Origin of the sequence: Polaromonas sp. JS666 (genome assembly GCF_000013865.1) — a bacterium.
Classification (GTDB): Bacteria; Pseudomonadota; Gammaproteobacteria; order Burkholderiales; family Burkholderiaceae_C; genus Polaromonas.
Genome location: NC_007948.1, coordinates 754,950 through 780,073 on the forward strand (window position 1 = coordinate 754,950; position 25,124 = coordinate 780,073).

Below are 25,124 nucleotides of genomic sequence, written 5' to 3' on the forward strand. Positions count from 1 at the left end.
TCATTTGGCGTTGATCGCCCGGGTGTGGCGCGATACCAGCAGACGCCGCGGAACTGGCTTTGCCAGGCCGCTGGCGTCGCCCCCTGCAAGGGGGAGGCGGTTACACGAAGTGAGCAAGCAACGGGGGTGTTTCATTTGAGATCCAGTGTGCACCATTGTCCATAAGCTGGCGCGTCCGCCGGCCACTGGTCAGCGTGCGCGACCTGGCGCACGCCGCGCATGAGCAGATGCACGGCCCGCATGACGCCCGCATGCGTGATCCACAGCGTGTCTGCCGGGCCCTGCAATGCGTCGAAGGCAGAGGCGACGCGCGCCATCACCTGGCTGACGCTTTCCCCGTCGCCACCGACGGCGTAGTTCGCAAAGTCGTCGGTCCATGCCTGCAACTCGGCCGGGGCAATGTCCTGCCAGGCGCGGCCTTCCCACTGGCCGAAGTCCATTTCCTGCAGGCGCGGGTCGGTTTCACAGGCCAAATCGGGTCGCAGCCTTTGCAGAACCAGGGAGAGCTGCGCACATCTTTGCAGCGGTGAGCTGGCCACACGGGTGCCACCGGGCAGCACGTGCGCCAGTGCCCGCGCACACTGCGCCGTCGCGTCGGCGTCAGCCGCCACCGGGTGCCGGCCATAGCAAATGCCCGGCCCAATCAAGGGCTGTGCGTGACGGACCAGCCAGAGCTTCATCGAGGAAAGGCCCTCTGGCGCATTTTTGAAGCGACAAGCGTGGGGGGCCTATCAAGGTAAGGTGAGGTCTTAACCCAGCAGGGGCCGCGGAACCGGCTTTGCCGGGCCGCAGGCGCAGCGCCTCCCCGGGGGGCAGCGAACCACACGAAGTGGGGAGCGTGGGGGCCAGGACTATTCCAGCAGGGGCCGCGGGACTGGCTTTGCCAGACCGCAGGCGCGGCGGCCCCCTCGGGGGGCAGCGAACCACACGAAGTGGGGAGCGTGGGGGCCATATTCACAAACTAACGGCCAGACCCAGGTAGAAGGCGATTTCGCAGACCTGCTGCGTGGCACCCAGGCAGTCGCCGGTGAAACCTTGCAAGCGCCGTTTGAAGAGCGCCCCCATCCACAACAGCGCCAACAGGGAAAAGCTGCAGGCCACGATCAAACTGATGGCGTCCAGCGCAAGGCCGGCCAGGGCCAGCACGACAAATGACCAGATGAATGCAACCAGCAGGCTGCCCTGGGAGATCTGGTCGGCCAGCGGCTTGGATTTGGAGCTGGCGGTGTTGCCGACGTGCGGCAGCAGCCAGATCAGCAGCAGCGGCAGGCCGCGCGAAACCACGTGGCCCGTCAGCAGCGCCGCGCCGATGTACCAGCTGCTGAAAGAAGCGTCGTCCCCGAGTTCGGCCGGGCTGACATCGACCGAGCCCAGCATCGCCAGCAGCGCCGTCTTGCCCAGCAGCGCGAGCATCAGCGCCATGGCGCCAAAGGCTCCCACGCGCGAGTCCTTCATGATCTCCAGCGCGCGCTCCCGGTCCTGGCTGCCGCCCAGGCCATCGGCCACATCGGCCAGCCCGTCTTCATGAAAGCCGCCCGTCAACAGCACGGTGGCGGCGGTGGACAGCACGGCAGCCACCAGCGGCGTGAAGGGGGTGTTGGGCAGCAGGGCCTGTATCAGCCCATACACCAGCGCGGCCATGACGCCGACCAGGATGCCGACGCCTGGAAAGTGACCGGCGCTGGCGCGCAGCAACTCGGGGCTGTAGCCGACCCAGTCGGCCAGCCGCCCCACGACGGGTATGCGGGTGAAGAACTGGACGGCGAGCAGGTATTCGCGGACAAACTGGCTGATCGGATTCATGGGGCGGTTATCGCAGGGTCTGGCGGATTCAGGGGTTCTCCTTGCCACTCACGCCGGCCGAGTCAAAGCTGGCCATCTCGTCCAGGAACAGCGCCGCCGACTGCACCAGCGGCCAGGCCAGCAGGGCGCCCGTGCCTTCTCCCAGCCGCAGATCGAGTTCAAGCAGTGGCGTGGCCTTCAGGTGGGCCAGCAGCAGGCCGTGGCCACGCTCGGCCGAGCGGTGGCAAAACACCAGGTAGTCGCGCACCTGCGGCGCCAGCGCGTGGGCCACCAGCGCTGCGGCGCCGGCAATGAAACCGTCGACCAGCACCACGCGGCGTTCGCTGGCGGCCTGCAGCATCGCGCCGCTCATCATGGCAATTTCAAAACCACCGAGCGCGGCGAGCGCGTCAAGCGGCCGGGTGGCATCAGCATGGCGTTCCAGGGCGCGCAGCAGCACGCCCTGCTTGTGCTGCAACTGTGGGTCGGTCAGGCCCGTGCCGCGCCCGGTGGCGTCCTCCAGGCTGGCGCCGGCCAGCCGCGCAAATAGCAGGGCCGCCGCCGAGGTGTTGGCAATTCCCATTTCGCCCAGCGCCACCACATTGCCGGGCAGGGCCCGCACGACGGCCATGCCCGCCTGCAGCGCCGCATCGGCCTCGGCCAGCGACATGGCGGGCTCGCTGCAGAGGTTGCGCGTGCCGTGCGCGATCTTGCGCTGCAGCAGCTGGGGATGCGCGGGCAGGTCGGCGGCGACGCCGGCGTCGACCACGTGCAATGCAAAGCCGTGCTGGCGCGCAAACACATTGATGGCTGCGCCGCCGGCCAGCATGTTGCCCACCATCTGCACGGTGACGGCCTGCGGATAGGCGGACACGCCTTCTGCGGCAATGCCGTGGTCGGCCGCAAACACCACCATTTGCGGCGCGTGCAGCGTGACGGTGTCGCGGCGCTGGATCAGGCCCAGCTGCAGCGCCAGGCCCTCCAGCGCGCCCAGTGCGCCCACGGGCTTGGTCTTGTGGTCGATCTTGCGCTGCAACCGGTCCGCCAGCACGGCGTCGGCGATGGGCGCGATCGCCGGAATGTGCAGGGCCGGGTGAGAAGAGGAGACAGGGGGGGAAGAGGTGGTGGCGGTCATCGGGCTCGGTTCGCGGTGATCAGCTGGAGGCAGGCCGGGCAGTAGCACGAGGCGGCGCTGTCAGCGCTTGCCTCCTGGCCCTGCGGGGGCGTTGAAGCAGGCACGGGCATCACGTGCGGCAGCTTGACGCACCAGCACTGCGCATCGCCGGCCACCATGCCGCAGCGAAAGCCGGCGCCGCAGCGCGGGCACACCGAGGTGGGCGAGGTGTCGGGCAAGCCGGCTCCCGGTGTTTCTGGTGATGGCGAGCCTTGTGAAGTCATGCGTTTGTCCGGTCAGCTCTGCAGAAACAGCCGGTAGACGGGGTTGTCGGTTTCTTCCACGTGGGGGTAGCCCAGGGTGTCCAGGAAGGCCTTGAAGGCCTTGTTGTCGGCCTTGGGCACCTGCAGGCCCACCAGGATGCGGCCGTAGTCGGCGCCCTGGTTGCGGTAGTGAAAGAGGCTGATGTTCCATCCCGGCTGCATGCTGGACAAAAATTTCATCAGCGCGCCGGGCCGCTCGGGAAAGATGAAGCGCAGCAGGCGTTCGTCCTTGGACAGTGCGCTGTGCCCGCCCACCATGTGGCGGATATGTTCCTTGGCGAGCTCGTCATGCGTGAGGTCGAGCGCCTTGAAGCCGTGGCGGGAGAAGTTGGCCGCGATCTTGCTGCTCTCGCCCTTGGCCGAGGTGGTCAGGCCCACAAAGACATGGGCTTTCTCGTCGTCGCTGATGCGGTAGTTGAATTCGGTCACGCTGCGCGGGCCGCCGGGCAACTCGCCAATCAGTTCGCAAAAGTGCCGGAAGCTGCCGCGCTCTTCGGGAATCGTCACGGCAAACAGCGCCTCGCGTTCCTCGCCCACTTCAGCCCGCTCGGCCACAAAGCGCAGGCGGTCGAAGTTCATGTTGGCGCCGCACAAAATGGCTGCGTAGGTTTCCCCTTTGGTCTTGTGCGTGGCCACGTACTGCTTGATGGCGGCCACGGCCAGCGCGCCGGCAGGCTCCACGATGCTGCGCGTGTCCACAAACACGTCCTTGATGGCGGCGCACACCGCATCGGTGTCCACGGTCATGAATTCGTCGACCAGTTCGCGGCTGATGCGAAAGGTTTCCTCGCCCACCAGCTTGACGGCCGTGCCGTCTGAAAACAGGCCCACGTCATTCAGGGTGACGCGCTTTTTCGCGGTCACCGACTGCATCATCGCGTCGGAGTCGTTCATCTGCACGCCGATGACTTTGATCTCGGGTCGCACCGCCTTGATGTAGTTGGCCACCCCGGCAATCAGGCCGCCGCCGCCAATGGCGACAAACACGGCGTCCAGCCGGCGCGACCCCAGGCTTTGCAGCTGCATCAGGATTTCCATCGCAATCGTGCCCTGGCCGGCAATCACGTCCGGGTCGTCGAAAGGATGTACAAAGGTCAATCCACGCTTTTTTTCCAGCAGCACGGCGTGGGCGTAGGCATCCGAGTAGCTGTCGCCGTGCAGTACCACTTCTGCGCCCCAGCCCTTGACCGCATCGATCTTGACCTGTGGCGTGGTCGTCGGCATCACCACCACGGCGCGGGTGCCGAGTTTTTGCGCGCTCAGGGCCACGCCCTGGGCATGGTTGCCGGCCGAGGCGCAAATCACGCCTTTCTTGAGCTGGGCGCTGCTGAGGTGCGCCATCTTGTTATAGGCGCCGCGCAGCTTGAAGCTGAAGACGGGCTGCTGGTCTTCACGCTTGAGCAGCACGGTGTTGTTCAGCCGGCGGCCCAGGTTTTTGGCGGGCTCCAGGGCCGATTCCAGCGCGACGTCGTAGACGCGCGCGGTGAGGATTTTCTTCAGGTAATCCGCGGGCGTGAGGCCTTGCGCAGACACTTTGCGTGCGGTTTTGGCCGCTTGAGGGGAGGGGTAGGCAGCAGGGGGGGTGTGGGTTGGCATGTTTTTCTCGCAGTCCAACATCATAGTGGGCAAGAAAAAAGACCCAGACCTTGCGGTCTGGGCCTGTAAATCCACCCTTAGAGGAGTGGAGGAGACAACCAGTGCAAAAATACAAAACCGTTGCGGATTGTTTTTGTATTGGTGCGATGATTTCAGTATAGCCGGAGCCATGTTGCGCTGCACAATATGTGTGGCAAAAATTCGACATTTCCAGCGTTTAGTTATAAATTTTTTGCATAAGGAATGGTGTTTATGGAATGCACAGTGAGTTGGACAGGTCCCAGCGCAACGACCGGGTCACGTTCGGGCATGACGTTTCTGGCCGAAACCGGCAGCGGCCACACCCTGGTGATGGATGGCGCGCCCGATGCGGACAAGCCGGAGAACGGCGGTGCCAACCTGGCGCCGCGGCCCATGGAGACCGTGCTGGCCGGCACCGGAGGGTGCACGGCCTATGACGTGGTGCTGATCCTCAAGCGCGGCCGCCACGACGTGCGGGGCTGCTCGGTCAAGCTCAGTTCAGAACGGGCGCCGACGGATCCCAAGGTGTTCACCAAAATCCACATGCATTTTGTCGTGACCGGGCGCGGCCTGGCTGCCAGTGCGGTCGAGCGCGCCATTGCCATGAGCCATGACAAATACTGCTCGGCCACCATCATGCTGGGCAAGACGGCCGACATCACCACCAGTTTTGAGTTGCAGGAGGCGTGAGAGAGTGAGAGTTTTTCGATTTCACTCCCTCTCCCTCTCCCTCTGGGAGAGGGCGGGGGTGAGGGCCGGCGAGTGGCCACAGCACTGGAGCACAGCCCCTCACCCCAACCCTCTCCCCAAAGGGGCGAGGGAGGAAATGCCGTCGCTTCGAAAAACTCTCAGCCTCTGAGTCGTCGGGCCGCTCCCAGGGCGAATGGCACCGCAGCATGTCGTGCGGAGGTTCGTGCGGAGGTTAAAGACGGCTGGAGCGAACCCGGCTTCAGGGGGCAGAGATTCAGAGGTAGTGGGCCGTGGTGGTCATGAGCCTGGCGGAGGCCTGCATCAAGGCCTTGACGGGCGCAGGCATGGGCAGGGCGCCGGCGTTTTGCGCATCCTGCGCATGGCGGGCTTCATCGTCCTTCATTTGCGCCACAATGGCCCGCGAGTCGTGATCGCCTTCGGGCAGGCGCTCCAGGTGGCTGGCCAGATGGGCTTCCACCTGCCGCTCGGTCTCCACGACAAATCCCAGGCTGACCCGGTCACCCAGACGACCTGCCAGCAGCCCGAGGCCAAAGGCCCCGGCGTACCACAAGGGGTTGAGCAGTGAAGGCCGCGCGCCGAGCTCGTCGAGCCGTTCACGCGTCCAGGCCAGGTGATCGCCTTCTTCCCGGCTGGCCGCCAGAAAGTGCCGGCGCAGCGCCGGATCCCGCGTGGTGACGGCCTGCGCGGCATAAAGCGCCTGCGCGCAGACCTCGCCCACATGGTTGACCCGCATCAGCGCGCCCGACAAGGCCTTCTCCTGCGTGCTCAGCTCTGTGCGCTGGCCCGCCACGGTGGGGCAGGTCCGGCTGGCCTGCGGTTTGGCAAACAGGGTGCGCAGCGCGCCATCTGCAGCATTCAGCGCGGTATCGAGTGCGGGTGTCATGGCCTTTTCTCTCATCTGGACAGTAGGTTCCAGTATGTTAGCGCGGCGGGACGGGCGGGGACAAGCGGGGGGTATATGGCGTGCGGGCAGGTGCCGCGGCGGCCGGGAAACAAAAAAGCTCCCAAAAGGGAGCTTTTATGGTGTTTGACCGAGAGGCCCGCTGCTGGCGGGCCTCTGCGGCGTTTCTGCGGTGTTCCTGGACCTGATCAGAACGTGTGACGGATACCGAAGGCGATGTTGGTGGAGTCCGTGCCCGCGGTGGACGTCACGCCGCCCAGGAAGCCGTTGCCGCCAGGAGCCGCCTGACCCAGGCCCTTGTTGTTGAAGCGGGTCAACACCGCATTGAGGTTGGTGCGCTTGGACAGCGCATAGGTGTAGGTCGCGCCGTAGGAGGCGGTGTCCGCGTTGTTCGGGCGCTTGTCATCCAGCCGGTTGTAAGCCACCACGACCGTGTGAACGCCGCGGGTCAAGCGATAGCCAATGTGCATGAGGTTGGCGTCCTGCTTGAAGCCGTTGATGTAGGCGTTTTGAATCAGGGCGGCGGTCGCTGCGCCAACCGAGGGGGTCACCGTCGCAGCGATGGTGGACAAGCCCGTGGGGTTGTCGTCCTTGATCTTGGCATACTGGCCATAGACGGTGCCGGGTCCCACATTGACCGTAGCGCCAAGGACGGTGTCGGTCAGGGATTTTTGACCCAGTTCGTTGTTGCGCGTGTTGTGGCCCACGCCCACCGAGAAGCCGGTGCCCTTGTACATGGCCATGCCGCCATAAAAACGACCCTTGGCATTGTCGCCGGCGACTTCGCCCGCGCCATACATCAGCGTGGCGGTCACGCCGCTCATCTGAATGCCGTACTGCACGGTATTGCTCAGGCGAATGTCGACGGAGGGTGGGAAGGTGGCGATCTGGCCCATGGCTAGGCTCGACTGGGTCTGTGTGGCGTCGAACGTTGCGCTGGTCAAATAGCCTGGCGTGTACTGGCGGCCAAAGGTGAATGCACCCACTGGCGTGATCAGGCCGGCAAAGGCCTGGCGGTCAAACAGGTTGCCGGCGATGTTCACGCCCACCGTGGAACCAATGCTCGCGCCGACGGCGTTAAGGACTGGCTGCACGGCGCCAGGCAGGCCCATCAGCGCGGCATTGCTCAGGCGGTCAGGCAACTGGGCGCCGGAGTTGGGTCGGTTGGTGACCGATCCGGTATCCAGTTCGAAGCGGTTTTCGAGGGTGAAGATGGCTTTGTAGCCGCCGCCGATGTCTTCCGTGCCGCGAAGGCCGAAGCGTGAACCTTCCATGATGCCGCTGGCGATCGTGTTGACGCTGCCCTGCCTGAGGCCGGAGACGTGGTTGTAGCCACCGTCAAGCAGGCCGTAAAGAGTCACGGTGCTTTGGGCCATGGCGGCCGTGGTGGACAAAAGTCCCATCACTGCGGTGGCGACAAGGGTCAGTTTTTTCATGGAGTCTCCAAAAGTTCTAATTGACAAGAAAAGCAAAAAGCAAAAAGCAAAAAACAAAAACCGAAAGAAAAAATGAGCGGCCAATATGTCCTGTCGTAGGCGATTGACTGGATTGTTTGGACGAGGGCGAGATTAAGGGCGATGCCTGGAGCCGTAAAGACTGGCGCTCCCCGATTTATCGCTTCGGAGACAGGGGAAAACCCTTTGCCAGGCGGGACGCCGGCACGTCAAAAAAGGCGTGGGGTGCTGGGCCGCTTTCCCGGGTTTTCTCCTCTGAGGCGTCAAGGCTTTTTGCCGTACGCGGCCCTCTGCCAGCCGCGTGTATTTTCCGGCCGCACGGCCGGTTAGGCTTTTACCTCTAGTTTCGGGGTCGCGTGGCATGCATGCGACAGCCTGCGCAGGTGACCGGCTGTCCGGCTGGCGGGTTGTGACCGAATGGGTTTTTGCCAAAGCTTTCAATCCAGATTCAGCACGCCGCCAGAGGCAGGAACTTTTGCCTTACATACGGTGTTTTGTTGTATCAGCTCCACGGGGTGCATGAGAGTTGTTGTGGGCATGCAACGGATGATGGGTTTTTGGGTCGATTCCTTTGCGAAACGGGGCCGGGTCTGGTGCAATAGACCCAACTTCCCGAAAGGGGGTTGGCCCGGGTCTCTGGTGGAGCCAAAAAGCGCAAGCTGATTGGCCCCCGTACCGGAGCCCTATGTTTAACCTTGGAGAAACTCTCAAATGAAAAAGACCCTTATCGCTTTGGCCGCACTCGGCGCAATGGCTGGTGCAGCACAAGCTCAGTCGACCGTGACCCTGTACGGTCTGCTGGATGCCGACTTCGGCAGCTTCAAAACCAACGTTGGCGTTGGCAGCTCTGTTCAGAGCCTGAAACAGGTCAAAATTGACGGCGGCGGCCTGAACGGCAACCGTTGGGGCCTGCGCGTTAAAGAAGACATCGGTGGCGGCATGGCTGTGATCGGTAACATCGAAAGCGGTTTCGATATTTCTACCGGCGCATCTTCGCAAGGCGCCCTGTTTGGCCGTAAAGCCATCGTCGGCCTGGCCGGTGGCTTCGGTACCGTGACCCTGGGTCGCAACACCAGCTCCTACGACGACGTGGCCGCTGACCACGCCATGATGGGCGCAACGATTTTTGATCCGTCCAACACCAACACCAACAACGGCAACAGCACTACTACTGCCTCAGCAGCTCTTCTGGGTCTGACGGTACCTTCCGCTGCAGGCGCTACGGCTCTGGCTTCTTTCCTCGGCCGCAACACGACCTGGATCGGCTACAACAGCCGTTTCAACAACAGCGTGAAATACGCCAGCCCCAGCTTTGGCGGCTTCAGCGGCGGCCTGATGTACGGCCTGGGCGAAGACAAGACCACGACGAGCAGCGCCAGCAAAACCGTTTCGGCCAACCTGAAATACGCCAACGGCCCTCTGTTGATCTCTGGTGGTTACCAGTCCGAAGCAGTCAGCCGTACCGCTACGGCCAAGCCTGCTCTGGAAAACACCCTCTTGAACTTTGCCTACAACTTCGGCGTGGCTAAAGTTGGCCTCGGCTTCAACCGTGCCAAGTACAAAGACGTCATCAATCCATCTACCGGCACTGAGATTGATCCCCAGAAGGAAGTGAGCTTGAGCGTTGCCGTGCCTTTGGGCGCTACCACCCTGAGCGCAGGTGTTGCCCGTTCCAAGGGTGACGATCTGGGCAAGAGCACCGGCTTCGGTGTTCAGGCTCTGTACTCTTTGAGCAAGCGCACGACCCTGTACGCAGGCGCCCTGAGCACCAAGGCCTACAGCGATCTGGCTGACGAAACCAAGTTGGTTTACCCAACCAGCAACATCGGTCGCACCACGACCTACGCTGCCGGCATTCGCCACACGTTCTAATCTGAGGCTGGCTTGAGCCAGCTTTTGATGAAAACCTAAAAGCCGTTTCGGGGAAACCCGAGGCGGCTTTTTTTATGGATGAAGGTAAATAAGGTAAACGCAATGTGGTCGAAGGCGTTTTGTCATGGTGGCTGGTGATTTTTCAACCTTGCAAGCACGTGATGTTCCCCGGTACCTGTCAATCCTTGTTGAAGTCGCTTCCGCGCCCAATTCTCCTGACTCTCCCAACCTGTCGGCAACCAGTCTGCATCCTTATGTTCCTGCCTGATTGCTGTTCACCCGGTCTGCTGTCGCGCCTGGGCGCGGCACTTTCCCTGTGCCTGCTGACGGCCTGCGCAGGGGTGGCGCCCGTTGAACGCGCGGCTGATCAGGATGTGGCTTGGCTGTCTACCTTGCGTGCCAACGGCGGGCCTTCAAGCAGTCCCGCCATGTGGCAGCACTGTACTTTTCCGGGTAAAAAGCCCACGCACTATCGCGCCCTGCGCATCGATGGCCGCGACGCCGTCCAGAGCGACTCGAGCAGTGCCGCCAGCATGCTGCGGCAAAGCCTGCGTGTGGAACCCGGCGAGCTCGGCCGGCTTGGTTTTTCCTGGAAGGCGACGGCACTGATTGCCGGAGCGGACCTGACGGAGCGTGACAGCGGCGACTCGCCGGTGCGGCTGGTGCTGGCCTTTGAGGGTGACCGCTCGAAGCTTTCCGCCAAAAACGCCATGTTGTCCGAATTGGCGCAGGCCTTGACCGGCGAGCCTATGCCCTACGCGACCCTGATGTATGTCTGGGGAAATCAGCGCCCGCCGGGTAGCGTCATAGTCAATTCGCGCACAGACCGTATCCGCAAGCTGGTGCTGGAGTCCGGACCGGGCCGGCTCGGCCGCTGGCTCGACTACAAGCGCGACATTCGCGCCGATTATGAAAAAGTGTTTGGCGAGCCTCCCGGTGCGCTGGTAGGTATTGCCATCATGACGGACACGGACAACACCCGGCAACAGACCCGGGCGTGGTATGGCCCCGTCACCTTGCTCGCCAAATCGGCGCAGTCCGCAGCGGCTGATTTTGCCGATTCTGCCTTGAGCGGAACTGCCGACAGCGCGCTCGAGCCCTGAGGGGCTGCCAGGCAATAGTCGTGTAGCCGCATAGCCGTCATAGCCGCATAGCCGTAATAGCTGTCCAACCGTTGTAACCACCATGACCGCAACTGCGATTTACACAAACTCAACACGGGCTTCATGACTCGACGCTAGTATTGGTATTTGCTGAACCGAGGATCTATCTCCATGCGCGCTCCGGCCACCATTGATGCCAGCTCTCTCGCCATCGCATCTGACGCTTCTGCCTCCGCCGTCACTTCAGTGCAAGCCGGCCGACCGGGCCAGCTGCGCGCCAGTGGCCGGGCCTTTGCGCAAATCTCGCAGTTCCATCCGGAGTTGACGGCTTTTCGCCGGGACCTGCACGCCCACCCCGAACTGGGCTTTGAAGAGGTCTATACCTCAAGCCGCGTGGCGCATGCGCTCAAACTATGCGGCGTGGATGAAGTGCACACCGGCATTGCGAAAACCGGCGTGGTTGCCGTCATCAAGGGCCAGCAAACCGGCACCGCGTTCACGTCCGGTGCCCGGCCCATGGTGGGCTTGCGCGCCGACATGGATGCCCTGCCCATGACGGAGCACAACGAGTTTGGCTGGAAGTCCTCCAAAACCGGGTTGATGCATGGCTGTGGCCACGATGGCCACACCACCATGCTGGTAGGCGCCGCCCGCTACCTGGCCGAGACACGCCATTTTGCCGGCGATGCGGTGCTTGTTTTTCAACCGGCGGAAGAGGGGCGCGGCGGGGCAGAGGCCATGATCCAGGCCGGGCTGTTCGAGCGTTTTCCGGTGCAATCGATTTACGCCATGCACAACTGGCCCTCCATGCGTCCCGGCACCATTGGCATCAATCCCGGGCCCATGATGGCTGCGGCCGACCGCGTCACCATCGAGATTGCCGGCAAGGGCGGCCATGGCGCACATGCCTACCTCACGGTCGATCCGGTGCTGGTGGCCGCTCACATCATCACGGCGGTGCAGAGCATCGTCTCGCGCAACGTGAAGGCCATGGACAGCGCCGTGATCAGCCTGTGCGCCATGCACGCGGGGGACCCCGGGGCGATGAGCGTGGTGGCCGGCAGTGCCACGCTGGTGGGCACGGTGCGCACCTTCAGGCCCGACGTGCAGAACCTGGTGGAGCGGCGCCTGCAGGATTTGTGCACGTCGGTGGCGCAGGGCTTTGGCGCCACGGCGACGGTGACCTACGAACGCATTTATCCGGCCACCATCAACTCGCCCGCCGAGTACACATTGGCGACGGCCGTGGCCGACCAGCTTGTCGGCCCGGAAAACGTGGTGCGCGATCTGGAGCCCAGCATGGGCTCGGAAGATTTCTCTTTCATGCTCCAGGTCAAGCCGGGCGCCTACCTGCGCCTGGGCCAGGGTGAGCAGCTCCCGGATGGCAAGGGCGCCAGCATTGGCGGCGTGGGCAGCCGCTTTCTGCACAACAGCTGCTACGACTTCAACGACAGCGTGCTGCCGCTGGGCTCGGCCCTGTTTGCGGGGATTGTGGAACGCTCCCTGCCGCTCAAGCCTCAGGCGGTGTGACTCCTTCTTCCTCCAGGAGAGTGCAGGCGACATGACTGCCTCGCCCTCTGGGAGAGGGCAGGGGTGAGGGCTTGCGGCGGCTGAAAAAATCCGGCCCTTTTTTCATAGGCAGCGGCCCTCACCCCAACCCTCTCCCAGAGGGAGAGGGAGCAAGCAATGCGAGGGGCAGGCCTCAGGCGTAGCGCTTGTTGCGCAGGTTGTTTTTCATTTCCTTGAGCAGCGGCTGCAGCTTGGCGCCTATGCGCAGCGCCACGCAGGTGGCCAGGATGTCGATGATCATCAGGTGCATCAGGCGCGACACCATGGGGCTGTAGCGGTCGTAGCCTTCGGGATGGTCGGCCGCCAGGTGGATGTTTCCGGCGGCTGCCAGCGGCGAACCGGTCACGGTGATGACAATCGTGGTCGCTCCGTTCTTGCGGGCAATGTCGCAGGCATCCATCAGGTCGCGGGTGCGGCCGGAGTTGGAAATCACCACCACGCAGTCGCCGGGGCCCAGCAGCGAGGCGCTCATGACCTGCATGTGGCCGTCGCTGTAGGCGATGCTGGTGATGCCCAGCCTGAAGAATTTGTGCTGGGCGTCCTGAGCCACGATGCCGGAGTTGCCCACGCCGAAAAACTCGATGCGCTTGCCGGTGTTGTAGGTAGCCAGCAGTGCATCGGCGGCTTTCTCAATGGCCAACGAACTCGCGTCGTTGCGGTACTTCAGAAACGCGGCCACGGTGTTATCGATGACCTTCACGAGCACATCGCTGGTCTTGTCATCGGCATCCACGCTGCGGTGAATGAAAGGTACGCCCTCACTCACGCTGCCCGCCAGCTTGAGCTTGAAGTCCGACAGGCCGTCATAACCCATGCTGCGGCAAAAGCGCACCACCGTCGGCTTGCTGACATGGGAGCGGTTGGCCAACTCGGTGATGGGCAGGTTGGCAAACGCCCGCGGATCAGTCAGCACCAACCGGCCCACGCGTTGCTCCGCGGGGGCCAGTGAGGGTAACGAAGCTTTGATTCGGTCAAGCATGTGGATGGCCCCCACGGTCGTTCACTTCGTGTAACTCCCTGCCCCCCGGGGGGGCCGCTGCGCCTGCGGTCTGGCAAAGCCAGTCCCGCGGCCCCGGCTTGCCGTATGCATCCCTACGAAGGCTTGCTGCGTGTGGCGCTCTGTACGTTGCAAGTCGCTGGCCCTCAAAACACCAGTCCGAGCCGCGGAACCGGCTTTGCCGGGCCGCAGGCGGGGCGGCCCCCCCGGGGGGCAGCGAACCACACGCAGTGGGGAGCGTGGGGGCTAACATTCCTCGCTCCAGCAATAGCCATCGCGCGCAATCATGGCACTCGCCGCGCTGGGGCCCCATGTGCCTGCCGCGTAGGGGCGGGGTCCGGCTGGCTGGCTGCTCCAGCTGTCCAGAATGGGTTCGACCCAGCGCCAAGCTTCCTCCTGCTCATCGCTGCGCACAAAGAGGTTGAGCCGCCCGGCGATCACGTCGAGCAGCAGCCGCTCGTAGGCGCCCACGCGCTCCGCGCCGAATCGCTTGTCGAAGTCCAGGTCGAGCTGCACCGGCACCAACGAGGGGGTGCCGCGGTCATGGCGCTGGTGCGAGCCCTGGGCCAGCAGATGCAGCTCCAGGCCGTCCTTGGGCTGCAGGTTGATCACCAGGCGGTTGCCGACATTCGACTCCACCAGGGGGGACTGGAAAATGGCGTGCGGCGCCGGCCGGAAGTTCACCTCGATATGCGCATCCCGGCCCGCCAGCCGCTTGCCTGTGCGTATGTAAAAGGGCACGCCCGCCCAGCGCCAGTTGGCAATCTCGGTACGCAGGGCCACAAAGGTCTCCGTGGCGCTGTCCGGATCGACCCCCTTTTCATCGCGGTAGCCCGGCACGGCCTCGCCGTCGATGCTGCCAGCGGCGTACTGGCCGCGCACGACGTGCTGGCTCAGGGTTTCCGGCGTCCAGGCCTTGAGTGAGCGCAGCACCTTGAGCTTTTCATCGCGGATGGCATCGGCGTGCGAGTTGATGGGCGGCTCCATGCCGATGGCACACAGCAATTGCAGCGCATGGTTTTGCACCATGTCGCGCAGCGCCCCGGTGCTGTCGTAAAACGCACCGCGTTTTTCAACACCGAGGTCTTCGGCAATCGTGATCTGGATGTTGGCAATCGTCTCGCGGCGCCACAGCGGCTCGAACAGCGAGTTGCCAAAGCGCAGTGCAAACAGGTTTTGCACCGATGGCTTGCCCAGATAATGGTCAATGCGGAAGATCTGATCCTCCTGCAGCACGCTGCGCACTGTCTTGTTGATGGCGCGGTTGGAGGCGAGGTCGTGACCCAGCGGCTTTTCAAGCACCACGCGGGTCTGCGGACCATTCAGACCTGCGGCCGCCATCTGCTCGCACACCGTGGTGAACAGGCTGGGGGCGGTCGCCACATACATCACCACCACCTCGGCCGGCCGTTGCTGCAGCTTGGCTGCAAGGCTTGCATAGTCGGCCGGGTTGGATAAATCCATGCGCAGGTAGCTGAGCAGGGCCGCAAAACGCGAAAACTCCTCCTCGCTGGGTCGCTTGGCCAGTTCCACCTGGTCGAAGCGGCTCTTGATCAGGGCACGGTACTGGTCGTCGGACAGGGCGTCACGTGCCACACCCACAATGCGACCCCCCGGGGGGAGTGAGCCGTGCCGGAAGGCCTGGAACAGCGCGGGCATGATTTTTCGCCACACCAGATCGCCGGTGCCGCCAAACAGGATGAGATCAAAACTCATGAAAAAACCTTGTCGAGGTGATTAATCGGAAGTTGCCGGAAAGCTGCCAGAGCTGCTTTGTAATTTAGTTTCACATTAATTTGGCATAATGGTAACTCAAACGGGCTGTCTTCTGACAGCGCTTTTTATCCCTGCCACCTACACTTTTGGCCATGAATCAGCTCGAATCCCTCAAACAATTCACCACCGTGGTCGCCGACACCGGTGACTTCAGGCAACTGGGCCAGTTCAAGCCGCAGGACGCGACCACCAACCCGTCGCTCATCCTCAAGGCGGTGCAAAAGGCCGACTACCAGCCCCTGCTGAAAGAGACGGTGGCCCGGTTCAAGGGCCGGGCGCTGGATGAAGTCATGGACCGGCTGCTGGTGCGCTTTGGCTGCGAAATCCTCTCCATCATTCCCGGACGCGTGTCCACGGAAGTCGATGCCCGCCTGAGCTTTGATGCCAACGCCAGCTATACGCGCGGCGAGCGCATCGTCGAGCTGTACCAGGCCGAAGGCATTCACATTGACCGCGTGCTGATCAAGGTGGCCGCCACCTGGGAGGGCATCCAGGCGGCAGAGCGGCTGGAGCGGCGCGGCATCCATACCAACCTGACGCTGCTGTTTTCGTTCTGCCAGGCGGTGGCCTGCGGCCAGGCCAGGGTGCAGCTGATTTCGCCCTTTGTGGGCCGCATTTACGACTGGTACAAGAAGTCGGCCGGCGCCGCGTGGGACGAAGCCGCCAATGCTGGCGCCAACGACCCCGGCGTGAAGTCGGTACGCCAGATCTACAACCATTACAAGCACTTCGGCATTGCCACCGAGGTCATGGGTGCGAGCTTTCGCAATGCAGGCCAGATCACCGCGCTGGCGGGCTGCGACCTGCTGACCATCAGCCCAGAACTGCTGGCGCAGCTGGCCGCGTCCGAAGCGCCGCTGGCCCGCTCGCTGGACGCCGGGGCTGCCAGGTCGCTCGACTTGCCCGCCGTGAATTACGACGAAACCGGTTTCCGCTACGCGCTCAACGAAGACGCCATGGCCACCGAAAAGCTGGCCGAAGGCATACGCGCCTTTGCGGCCGATGCGATCAAGCTTGAGCAGCTGATGGTGGCGGCATGAGTCAGTCCATGAAACGCCTTCGTTGTGATCAGACCCCGGCCTGGGCGGCGCTGCAGGCCAGCTTTGAAGCCGGCGGAAAATCCTTCGATCTGCGTGAGGCATTTGCCGGCGACGCGGAGCGGTTTTTCCGCTTCAGCCAGGAAGCGCCCTACGTTTTTGCCGATCTCTCCAAGAATCTTCTGGATGTGACCAGTGAGGCGCTGTTGCTGGACCTGGCCGTCCAGTGCCAGCTGGAGCAACACCGCGACGCCATGTTTGCCGGCGACAGGATCAACAGCACCGAGCAACGCGCGGTGATGCATTTCCTGTTGCGACAACCGGCTCTTCCCGCTTTGGAGCAGGCGCAGTCGGCCATAAAAAACACAGCGCATGAGCTGAGCCAGGTCCACGCCACGCTGGACGCCATGCTGGCTTACGCAGAAGAGGTGCGCGCCGATGAGGCCATTACCGATGTCGTCAACATCGGCATCGGTGGCTCGGACCTGGGGCCGCAAATGGCGGTGCTGGCGCTGGGCGAATTTGCCACCACGGGCAAACGCTTTCACTTTGTCTCCAACGTTGATGGCCAGGAACTGGCCGGCGTGCTGGCGCAGTGCCAGCCGCACAGCACGCTGTTCCTCGTCGCATCCAAGACCTTCACCACCAACGAAACCATGAGCAATGCGCATTCCGCAAAGCGCTGGTTTGAGGCGGGTGGTGGCCGCGACATCAACCGGCATTTCGCCGCGCTGACGACCAATGTCGTGGCGGCCAATGCATTTGGCATACGCAGCACCTTCGGGTTTTGGGACTGGGTGGGCGGCCGCTACTCGCTGTGGTCGGCCATTGGTTTGCCGGTTGCCATCGCCATTGGCGCTGTCGGCTTTCGCGAGTTGCTGGCCGGCGCGCACGCGATGGACGAGCACTTTCGCACCGCCGCGCTGGCCCGCAACCTGCCTGTGCGCCTTGGCCTGCTGGATGTCTGGTACCGCAATTTCCACGGCTTCGGCAGCCGCAGCATCGCCCCCTACAGCAGTGCCTTGCGGCGCCTGCCGGCGTACTTGCAGCAGCTGGAAATGGAGAGCAATGGCAAACGCGTGGATACGGACGGCCAGCCCCTGCCGTTTGCGACCGCGCCGGTGCTGTGGGGCGAGCCCGGCACCAATGGTCAGCACGCCTATTTCCAGATGCTGCACCAGGGCACTTCCGTGGTGCCGATCGAGTTCGTGGCCGTCAGGAAGGCGGCGCATGGCTTGCCCGGGCACCATGAACAATTGCTGGCCAATGTGCTGGCGCAGGCACAGGCGCTGATGCAGGGCAAAAACGACGAGGGTGGCCACAGGCATTTTCCCGGCAACCGGCCCAGTACCTTTTTACTGCTGGACCAGCTCACGCCCGCCAGCCTGGGCGCGCTGATCGCCCTGCAGGAGCACCGTGTGTTTGTGAGCGGCGCCCTCTGGGGCATCAACAGCTTCGACCAGTGGGGCGTTGAGCTCGGCAAGGTGCTGGCCAAAGACATTGAGCCGCGTTTGCGCAGCGGGGATACATCGGGGCTTGACGGCTCCACGGCCGGGCTGTTGCAGCGCCTGCGCTAGATGTAGTTTCCCAAGAGGTTGTTCACCCGAGGTGAAGGAAGATGGAGGTTCTGACATCTCCCAAACCCCTTCAGGACTCCCCGGATGAACATCCACAAGAATGCCTCAATGACGCCCAAAGGTCGAGCCCATTTGGTTCAAGAAATTGCCCGGATTGGTCTGAAGCCAGCGGCTGCAGCCGCTGGCTTGAGTCCCCGCACGGCCCGCAAGTGGCAGCAACGTTATGCTCAGGAAGGCCGCGCCGGACTGCTTGACCGCAGTTCCCGGCCTCTGGTTTGCCCGCAGCGCAGCTGCGCCAGCAAAATCGAGCGGGCCGTGCGCTTGCGCAGGACTCAGCGCCTGACCTATGAGCGCATTGCCGAGCGAGTGGGGCTGTCGCGAAGCGCTATTGCACGGGCCTGCAAGGCCGCCGGCGCAGCCAAGCTGCCCGCCTTTCAGAATGCGCCACCTGTGGTGCGCTATGAGCGCGCCAGCCCCGGTGAGTTACTGCACCTGGACACCAAGAAACTACACCGCTTTGACAAGCCGGGCCACCGCGTCACGGGTGACCGCACCCAGAACACGCCCCGGGCGGGCTCACAGGCGCTGCATGTGGCCATCGACGATCACTCCAGGGTGGGGTTTAGCCTGCTGCTGCCTGATGAGACGGCGCGCTGTGCCTGCGCTCACCTGCTGGCAGCGCTGCGCTACTACAAGGCCTTGGGGGTGCGCGTTGCGCAGGTGATGACCGATAACGGCTCGGCTTACAAATCAAAGCGCTTTGCCAAGCTGCTGCGCCGCCTGGGGATCAGGCACATCCGCACGCGCCCTTACACCCCACGCACCAACGGCAAAGCCGAACGATTCATCCAGACCTTGCTGCGCGAATGGGCCTACGCCTTCATCTACCCCGATTCAGATGCTCGGGCCCATGAACTGGAGCCCTGGATGCATCACTACAACTTTCGCAGGCCCCACTCAGCGACCTCCCACCGCCCTCCAGCTTCTCGCCTCGGATTTGATGGGAACAACGTCGTGAGAAACTACAGCTAGAGCGCCGGGCTTGCGCATATCATGGCGCGGGGAACTTGCCCCGGTATCAATCCTGTGAGGAGGACACGCACCATGAATTTCGGCCAAGCCATTTCCACCTGCCTTTCCAAGTACGCAGACTTTTCCGGTCGCGCATCCCGCCCCGAATTCTGGTGGTTCTTCCTGTTCCAGATTCTGGTGTCGGTTGCCGCCTCCATGGTGAGCGATCTGCTCAACGGCTTGATGGTGCTCGGCTTGCTGTTGCCGGCGCTGGCTGTGGGCACGCGCCGCCTGCACGATATTGGCAAAAGTGGGTGGTGGCAGCTCATCATGCTCACCGGCATCGGTTATTTCCTGCTGATTTACTGGTGGGTACAGCCTGCGTCCGACGACGCCGGTGTTTACGACGCCGCCTCAGTCTGAAGATTCAAGGTTCGTGAAAAAAGAGTTGCAGCGTGTAAGCGCTGCGGCCCTTCCTGCCTGCCTGCCTCGGGGGTATCAGCGGCTTGCAGGGCGCCGGCCGGCACGGGGTGTGCTTACATTCCCGCCGCCCCTGTACGCCGCGATGATGCGGTTAGCCCTAGTAGCCAACGCGACCGGATAGCGATTCAATCCAGTCCTTTTGCAACCCACTTTTGCAATTTTTTTATTGCAATCCTTTATTGCAATCCTTTTGTGCAGTCCTTGTGATCATGACGCTCAATTACTCTTTCTCATACTTCATGCAAAAACCAATCCGCTACAGCCTGACCGCCGCTGCCTGCCTTCTGGCCTTTTCGGCCCAGGCCCAGCTCATCAGCAATCTCTACTCTGTCGGCGACAGCCTGACCGATGCCGGCACCTATGCGCCGACCACGCAATTGTTCGTACCCGATTCCGGCCGCTTCACCACCAACCCTGGCCTGGTCTGGACGCAGTACCTGGGCCAGTCGCTGGGGCTTTCCAGCGAGGCGGCGATCGTCAATCAATTTGGCGCACCGACCCGGACGCCCAACGGCGGAACCAACTATGCGCAGGGCGGTTCGCGCGTCTTGCTGAGCCCTGGCGTGGGAGTCGGTGCCGGCGTCTGGTTTACGGCCGACCCGGTCAGCAGCCAGGTTGACCGCCTGCTGGCCGACACCGGCGGCCGCATTGACGGCAAAGCCCTGGTCACGGTCTGGGCGGGAGCCAACGACGTACTTACCCAATATGGCGCGGTGGGCTTGGGCTTGCCGGTGCCCTCGGCGCTGGGCAATGTCGGCACCTCGGCCGGCGACCTCAACGCCCAGATCATGCGCCTGCAGGCGGCGGGGGCCAAACTGATCCTCGTCAACACACTGCCGGATCTGGGTGTCACGCCATTCGGACTTTCTCAAGGGCCGGCGGGCGCCGGCTTGCTGACGGCGATGTCTGACACCTTCAACCAGCAACTGCTACAGGCCACCGCCGGGCGCAATGTGCTGGTGTTTGACACCAACAGGGTGCTCAACGATCTGCGGGCGCGGCCGGCTGCATACGGCTTTACCGCACTGAATGCGGCGACCCAGCCGGCCTGCCTGCCGTCCGGCAGCTCATCGCTCCTGTGCGTCAATCCCCCGGAGGCCGATACCTATGTGTTCGCCGATGGGGTGCATCCGACCTCGGCAACGCACAAGGTCTTTGCCCAGGTGACGCTGGCAAGCATGCGTGCCGCAGGCCAGAACAGCACGCTGGCGGTCGCGCCCCTGGTGGCCATCCGGCAGCATGCGCAAACGCTGGAAGGGCGCCTGACATCGGGTGCGCTGGTGGTCGAGCAGCCCGATGACAGCAAAATCGTGCTTCGTCCAAAGGGTCATCTTGAGATGTACACCGCGCTGGAGAGCGGCCGCTTTGGTGCTTCGACGCTGGGCGTGCGCATGGGCAACGAAGCCAAAACCACCGTGGTGCTGGTCGGCGGCGACATCACGCTGGCGCCCAATGCACTGGCCGGGCTGGTGCTGTCGCATGCGGAGGGCGATTTGTCATTCTCCGAAAACACCGGCGGCTTCAAGACCCGGCAGACCACCGTCGGTACCTATGCTACCGTGGCCCTGTCGCCCGAGTGGTACCTGAATGCGGCGCTGGCTTACGGCGACCTTGACTTTGACAACATTCACCGCGATGTGCGGCTGGGATCCACGCAGTTGCTGGTGTCCTCGACGGGACAAACCACCGGCAGCTATGCGTCAGCGCGCGTGGGCGGCGGCTACATCTTGAAGGCGGGCCGGTTCTTTGGCGGTCCCACGCTGTCGCTGACCGAAGAGCGCGTGAAGGTGAAGGCTTACACCGAAGCGCCCGGCCCGCTGGCCTTCAGCTTTGGCGATACCACATACAGGTCACGACGCGTGTCACTGGGTTTCAATGGCACTTACGACGTGGGGCGCATCAAACCCTTTGCCCGTGTGAGCCTGGAAAAAGACCTGAACCATGACCCCTTGCGCGTGACGATGGGCAGCTATGCGAGCAACGCCATCACCGTCGATGGCGACAGGCCGGATGGCTTGTTTGCGCTGGCAACGCTGGGCGTCAAGGGCCTGCTGGGCGGTGGCATGCAATGGAGCCTGCTGTACAGCACCACTGTGTCGCAAAACGACATCCGCGGCTGGTCGGTGGGCGCAGCCCTGCAAGTACCTTTTTAACCAGACCCCGAAGTTCTGCGCACGGACGCTGACCCGTCCTGCCATAGGTTGACACCTATGAAACACAAATAGCTGAGCCGTGAAGGCCAGCCAGAGACGCCCGGTGAACCTCACCGGGCGTTTTCAATTGTAGGGATAGGTGTGGTCTTTCCTGGTTGTAGATATGCACGGATTGCTGAACCATTTTTCTGGCCTGATCGAGGTCGGCCGGTCTTTGAAGCAGGAACTCCATCTTCAGAATCCCGTTGACGCGCTCGGCCAGCGCATTCTGGTAGCAGTCGTAGCCATCGGTCATCGAACACACAATGCCGTGGCGCGCGTGAATCGCCTGATACTCGCTCGAGCAGTACTGGATGCCGCGGTCCGAGTGATGCACCAGCGCCTGCCTGGTCTGCCGGCCCTTGAGCGCCGTCTTCAAGGCCTGGCTGACCTGCTCTGTGCGCAGGCTGTCATGCACGTGGTGCCCGACGATCTTGCGTGACCAGGCATCCGTGACCAGGCTGAGGTAGACGAACCCCTGGTCGGTCGGCAGGTAGGTGATGTCGGCCACCCAGACCTGCTCGCCAGCGCTCGGGCGCACTTGCCGGGGCCCCGCCTTGAGCAGGTTCGGGTGCCGGTGAAACCGGTGGCAGCTGTTGGTCGTCTTGTGATACGCCCTGCTGGGCGCCACCAGCAGGCGGGCCTGGCGCAGCACGTCAAACAGCGCATCGCGCCCCAGGCTGGCCTGCGCCTGTCCCAGGGGCTGGCTGAGCATGTGGTGCAGCTTGCGCGTGCCTATCCTCGGCTGGCGCAGCCGCACCGAGCGCACGAGCTCGATCACGGTGTCCGCACGCTCACAGCGGTGCCGGTCATGCTGCAACTGCTGGTAGTAGGCCTGGCGGCTGACGCCCCAGTGGCGGCAAGCCTTCGCGACGCTCAACTGCGGGAGGAGCTTTTGCGCGAGGACTTGCCCAAAGGCTTTTTTACGACACGCACGCCGTAGTCCTTCTTCAGGACATCGAGCACGGCTTCGAACAGTTGGGCCTTCTCGCGCGCCTCGCGAAGCTGCACTTCGAGCGCTTTGATCTTCTGCTCGGGCGTGAGCGGCACGTCTGATGCGGATCGGGGTGATTTGGGGGATATCGGCATGGTCGGCCTTGATGATGCCGCACCTCCCCACGCCTGGCGTCCGTGCTTGCGCAGCCACACCAGCACCGTCGAGCGGCCCTGGATACCGTAGCGGTGCTGGGCCTGTTTGTACGTGAGATCGCCTTTTTCTACCTGCTCGACCACCGACAGCTTAAAAGCCAGCGTGTAATCGCCCTGCTTGCGTTTAATGCCTGATTCCATTGACTTGCCTTTTCCTGGATAGAAAAGTGTCAACCTTATTCAGGACGGGTCACGCACAAAAAAAAGGCCGCGGTGCGAAAGCACCGCGGCCTTTTGGCCTGTTGGCGTCTGAGCCAGGGTGAGCCGGCTCAGCGGGATATTACATGCCCATATCGCCCATGCCGCCCATTCCACCCATGCCGCCTGGCATGCCGCCACCGGCGCCAGACTCATCTTTCGGAGCCTCGGCCACCATGGCTTCGGTCGTCAGCATCAGCGATGCGACGGAAGCAGCGTTCTGCAGGGCCGTGCGGGTCACTTTCGTGGGATCCAGAATACCCATTTCGATCATGTCGCCGTAGGTGTCGTTGGCTGCATTGAAGCCGTAGTTGCCCTTGCCGGCCAACACAGCGTTCACCACCACAGAGGCTTCGCCACCTGCGTTGTACACAATCTCGCGCAGAGGCGCTTCGATGGCGCGCAGCACCAGCTTGATGCCGGCTTCCTGGTCAGCGTTGTCGCCCTTGATGGCGCCAGCAGCCTGCTTGGCGCGCAGCAGCGCCACACCGCCACCAGCCACAATGCCTTCTTCCACGGCAGCGCGGGTAGCGTGCAGGGCGTCTTCGACGCGGGCTTTCTTTTCTTTCATTTCGACTTCGGTGGCAGCGCCAACCTTGATCACGGCAACACCGCCGGCCAGCTTGGCCACGCGCTCTTGCAGTTTTTCACGGTCGTAGTCGCTGGTCGCTTCTTCGATCTGCACGCGAACCTGCTTGACGCGGGCTTCGATGTCCTTGGCTTCGCCGGCACCGTCGATGATGATGGTGTTTTCCTTGCCCACTTCGATGCGCTTGGCCGTGCCGAGGTCGGCCAGCGTCACTTTTTCGAGCGACATGCCAACTTCTTCAGCGATCACCTTGCCGCCGGTCAGGCAGGCGATGTCTTCCAGCATGGCTTTGCGGCGATCGCCGAAGCCTGGCGCCTTGACAGCAACCACTTTCAGGATGCCGCGCAGGGTGTTGACCACCAGCGTAGCCAGGGCTTCGCCTTCAACTTCTTCGGCAATGATCAGCAGCGGACGGCCAGCCTTGGCGACTTGTTCCAGGGTAGGCAGCAGGTCACGGATGTTGCTGATTTTCTTGTCATAGAGCAGAACAAACGGGTTGTCCAGAATCGCCGACTGCTTTTCAGGGTTGTTGATGAAGTAAGGCGACAGGTAGCCGCGGTCAAACTGCATGCCTTCAACGACGTCGAGTTCGCTTTCGAGTGATTTGCCGTCTTCCACGGTGATCACGCCTTCCTTGCCGACTTTGTCCATCGCATCGGCAATGATTTTGCCGATGGCTTCGTCAGAGTTGGCAGAAATCGAGCCGACCTGGGCGATTTCTTTGGAGGTGGTGGTGGCTTTCGATGCTTTCTTCAGCTCTTCGACCAGTGCCGTGACGGCCTTGTCGATACCGCGCTTCAGGTCCATCGGGTTCATGCCGGCGGCGACATATTTCATGCCTTCGCGAACAATGGCTTGAGCCAGAACGGTAGCGGTCGTGGTGCCGTCACCTGCGATGTCAGACGTCTTGGAAGCGACTTCCTTGACCATCTGGGCGCCCATGTTCTGCAGCTTGTCCTTGAGTTCGATTTCTTTAGCAACGGACACACCGTCCTTGGTCACGGTGGGGGCGCCGAAGGAGCGCTCGAGCACCACGTTGCGGCCTTTGGGGCCCAGGGTTACCTTGACGGCGTTGGCCAGGATGTTCACACCCTCGACCATGCGTGCGCGGGCTTCGCCGCCGAAAATGACGTCTTTTGCTGCCATGTTTAATTCTCCAGATTCAGTTAATGAGGGATTGAAAGAGCCGAGAAATTACTTCTCAACGACCGCAAACAGGTCTTCTTCTTTCATCACGAGCAGCTCGTCGCCGTCGACCTTGACGGTCTGGCCGCTGTATTTGCCAAACAGCACGCGGTCACCGATCTTGACGGCCATAGGGCTCAAATCGCCCTTGTCGTTTTTCTTGCCTGGGCCCACGGCCAGGACTTCGCCCTGATCAGGCTTTTCAGCGGCGCTGTCAGGAATGACGATGCCAGAGGCGGTTTTGGTTTCGTTTTCCACGCGTTTGACGATCACGCGGTCGTGCAAAGGACGAAGTTTCATGAGAGCTCCTTGTTTGAGGACAATGGTTTTTGAGAATCAAAAAGCACCCAACAGAAGTGGGTGCTTGTTAACTTGGTGGCTTGAATACGCTTTGTTAGCACTCAATACCATCGAGTGCTAATCATAGAGGCATTTGTGGGGCTTTTCAAGGCGGCAAGCTGCAAGAGGGCTGTGAAATGATGTC

20 protein-coding genes and 2 pseudogenes are annotated in these 25,124 nt (G+C 62.6%); 10 read left to right on the plus strand and 12 right to left on the minus strand.

What is annotated here, in order from left to right; all coding sequences use genetic code 11:
* Positions 1 to 131: 131 nt before the first annotated feature.
* From BPRO_RS03620 to ilvA, 5 genes are all read right to left on the minus strand, one after another.
* Positions 132 to 680 carry a histidine phosphatase family protein gene (locus BPRO_RS03620; protein ID WP_011481698.1) on the minus strand — a complete coding sequence of 183 codons (549 nt, stop codon included), beginning with the start codon at positions 678 to 680 and terminating at the stop codon, positions 132 to 134.
* A 274-nt stretch (positions 681 to 954) separates the two neighbouring features.
* Positions 955 to 1,803, minus strand: coding sequence for an adenosylcobinamide-GDP ribazoletransferase (locus tag BPRO_RS03625; protein ID WP_011481699.1), 849 nt, complete (start codon positions 1,801 to 1,803; stop codon positions 955 to 957).
* Between the two features lie 28 nt (positions 1,804 to 1,831).
* Positions 1,832 to 2,917: a nicotinate-nucleotide--dimethylbenzimidazole phosphoribosyltransferase gene (cobT, locus tag BPRO_RS03630; RefSeq protein WP_011481700.1), complete on the minus strand. Its 1,086-nt coding sequence runs from the start codon at positions 2,915 to 2,917 to the stop codon at positions 1,832 to 1,834.
* Positions 2,914 to 3,180, minus strand: a complete 267-nt coding sequence (locus tag BPRO_RS03635; protein ID WP_011481701.1) for a cysteine-rich CWC family protein — start codon at positions 3,178 to 3,180, stop codon at positions 2,914 to 2,916. The genes cobT and BPRO_RS03635 overlap by 4 nt, the downstream gene beginning before the upstream one ends.
* A gap of 12 nt (positions 3,181 to 3,192) precedes the next feature.
* The gene (gene ilvA, locus BPRO_RS03640) at positions 3,193 to 4,815 is read right to left on the minus strand and encodes a threonine ammonia-lyase, biosynthetic (RefSeq protein ID WP_086003107.1); all 1,623 of its coding nucleotides are present in this window, start codon (positions 4,813 to 4,815) and stop codon (positions 3,193 to 3,195) included.
* Positions 4,816 to 5,067: 252 nt separating this feature from the next.
* On the opposite strand from ilvA, the gene BPRO_RS03645 reads away from it, so the two are divergent.
* Complete coding sequence (locus BPRO_RS03645) at positions 5,068 to 5,526, plus strand: OsmC family protein (RefSeq protein WP_011481703.1); 459 nt, start codon at positions 5,068 to 5,070, stop codon at positions 5,524 to 5,526.
* Between the two features lie 274 nt (positions 5,527 to 5,800).
* On the opposite strand, the gene coq7 is transcribed toward BPRO_RS03645, so the two are convergent.
* Together coq7 and BPRO_RS03655 are read right to left on the minus strand one after the other, a co-directional pair.
* Entirely contained in the window at positions 5,801 to 6,430 is a 630-nt protein-coding gene (coq7, locus tag BPRO_RS03650; protein WP_041388313.1) for a 2-polyprenyl-3-methyl-6-methoxy-1,4-benzoquinone monooxygenase, read from the minus strand.
* Between the two features lie 206 nt (positions 6,431 to 6,636).
* Positions 6,637 to 7,884: a porin gene (locus tag BPRO_RS03655; protein ID WP_011481705.1), complete on the minus strand. Its 1,248-nt coding sequence runs from the start codon at positions 7,882 to 7,884 to the stop codon at positions 6,637 to 6,639.
* A 729-nt stretch (positions 7,885 to 8,613) separates the two neighbouring features.
* On the opposite strand from BPRO_RS03655, the gene BPRO_RS03660 reads away from it, so the two are divergent.
* The 4 genes and pseudogenes from BPRO_RS03660 (at position 8,614) to BPRO_RS03670 (ending at position 12,407) form a co-directional block, all read left to right on the plus strand.
* Positions 8,614 to 9,774 carry a porin gene (locus BPRO_RS03660; RefSeq protein WP_011481706.1) on the plus strand — a complete coding sequence of 387 codons (1,161 nt, stop codon included), beginning with the start codon at positions 8,614 to 8,616 and terminating at the stop codon, positions 9,772 to 9,774.
* Between the two features lie 428 nt (positions 9,775 to 10,202).
* A pseudogene (locus tag BPRO_RS30835) lies at positions 10,203 to 10,727 on the plus strand (DUF3047 domain-containing protein); the annotation flags it as partial.
* Positions 10,728 to 10,741: 14 nt separating this feature from the next.
* Positions 10,742 to 10,825: pseudogene (locus BPRO_RS30840) on the plus strand (hypothetical protein); the annotation flags it as partial.
* A 223-nt stretch (positions 10,826 to 11,048) separates the two neighbouring features.
* On the plus strand, positions 11,049 to 12,407 hold the full coding sequence (locus BPRO_RS03670; protein ID WP_081430473.1) for a M20 aminoacylase family protein: 1,359 nt from the start codon (positions 11,049 to 11,051) through the stop codon (positions 12,405 to 12,407).
* 172 nt (positions 12,408 to 12,579) lie between these two features.
* Here the strand turns inward: BPRO_RS03670 and BPRO_RS03675 are convergent, their stop codons facing one another.
* Together BPRO_RS03675 and zwf are read right to left on the minus strand one after the other, a co-directional pair.
* A complete protein-coding gene (locus tag BPRO_RS03675) occupies positions 12,580 to 13,425 on the minus strand; it encodes a MurR/RpiR family transcriptional regulator (RefSeq protein ID WP_011481709.1) in 846 nt (281 codons plus the stop codon).
* 264 nt (positions 13,426 to 13,689) lie between these two features.
* Positions 13,690 to 15,159: a glucose-6-phosphate dehydrogenase gene (gene zwf, locus BPRO_RS03680; RefSeq protein ID WP_011481710.1), complete on the minus strand. Its 1,470-nt coding sequence runs from the start codon at positions 15,157 to 15,159 to the stop codon at positions 13,690 to 13,692.
* A 152-nt stretch (positions 15,160 to 15,311) separates the two neighbouring features.
* Here zwf and tal point away from each other — a divergent pair, with 152 nt between their 5' ends.
* From tal to BPRO_RS27900, 5 genes are all read left to right on the plus strand, one after another.
* Positions 15,312 to 16,259, plus strand: a complete 948-nt coding sequence (gene tal, locus BPRO_RS03685) for a transaldolase (RefSeq protein ID WP_011481711.1) — start codon at positions 15,312 to 15,314, stop codon at positions 16,257 to 16,259.
* 8 nt (positions 16,260 to 16,267) lie between these two features.
* Positions 16,268 to 17,833 (plus strand): glucose-6-phosphate isomerase, encoded by a 1,566-nt coding sequence (pgi, locus tag BPRO_RS03690; protein ID WP_086003084.1) that lies wholly within the window; start codon positions 16,268 to 16,270, stop codon positions 17,831 to 17,833.
* Between the two features lie 84 nt (positions 17,834 to 17,917).
* Positions 17,918 to 18,865, plus strand: a complete 948-nt coding sequence (locus BPRO_RS03695; RefSeq protein ID WP_011481713.1) for an IS481-like element ISPosp6 family transposase — start codon at positions 17,918 to 17,920, stop codon at positions 18,863 to 18,865.
* Between the two features lie 72 nt (positions 18,866 to 18,937).
* Positions 18,938 to 19,267, plus strand: a complete 330-nt coding sequence (locus BPRO_RS03700; protein ID WP_011481714.1) for a DUF805 domain-containing protein — start codon at positions 18,938 to 18,940, stop codon at positions 19,265 to 19,267.
* 299 nt (positions 19,268 to 19,566) lie between these two features.
* Positions 19,567 to 21,480, plus strand: a complete 1,914-nt coding sequence (locus tag BPRO_RS27900; protein ID WP_198140980.1) for an autotransporter domain-containing protein — start codon at positions 19,567 to 19,569, stop codon at positions 21,478 to 21,480.
* A 55-nt stretch (positions 21,481 to 21,535) separates the two neighbouring features.
* Here the strand turns inward: BPRO_RS27900 and BPRO_RS03710 are convergent.
* The 3 genes from BPRO_RS03710 to groES form a co-directional block, all read right to left on the minus strand.
* Positions 21,536 to 22,809, minus strand: a protein-coding gene (locus BPRO_RS03710; protein ID WP_198140981.1) for an IS3 family transposase whose coding sequence is annotated in 2 segments (ribosomal slippage) — positions 21,536 to 22,444 and positions 22,447 to 22,809 — 1,272 coding nt in all. Because the reading frame shifts where the segments join, the coding sequence is not laid out codon by codon here.
* 139 nt (positions 22,810 to 22,948) lie between these two features.
* A complete protein-coding gene (gene groL / locus BPRO_RS03720; RefSeq protein ID WP_011481718.1) occupies positions 22,949 to 24,601 on the minus strand; it encodes a chaperonin GroEL in 1,653 nt (550 codons plus the stop codon).
* 48 nt (positions 24,602 to 24,649) lie between these two features.
* Positions 24,650 to 24,940, minus strand: coding sequence for a co-chaperone GroES (gene groES / locus BPRO_RS03725; RefSeq protein WP_011481719.1), 291 nt, complete (start codon positions 24,938 to 24,940; stop codon positions 24,650 to 24,652).
* Positions 24,941 to 25,124 lie beyond the last annotated feature (184 nt).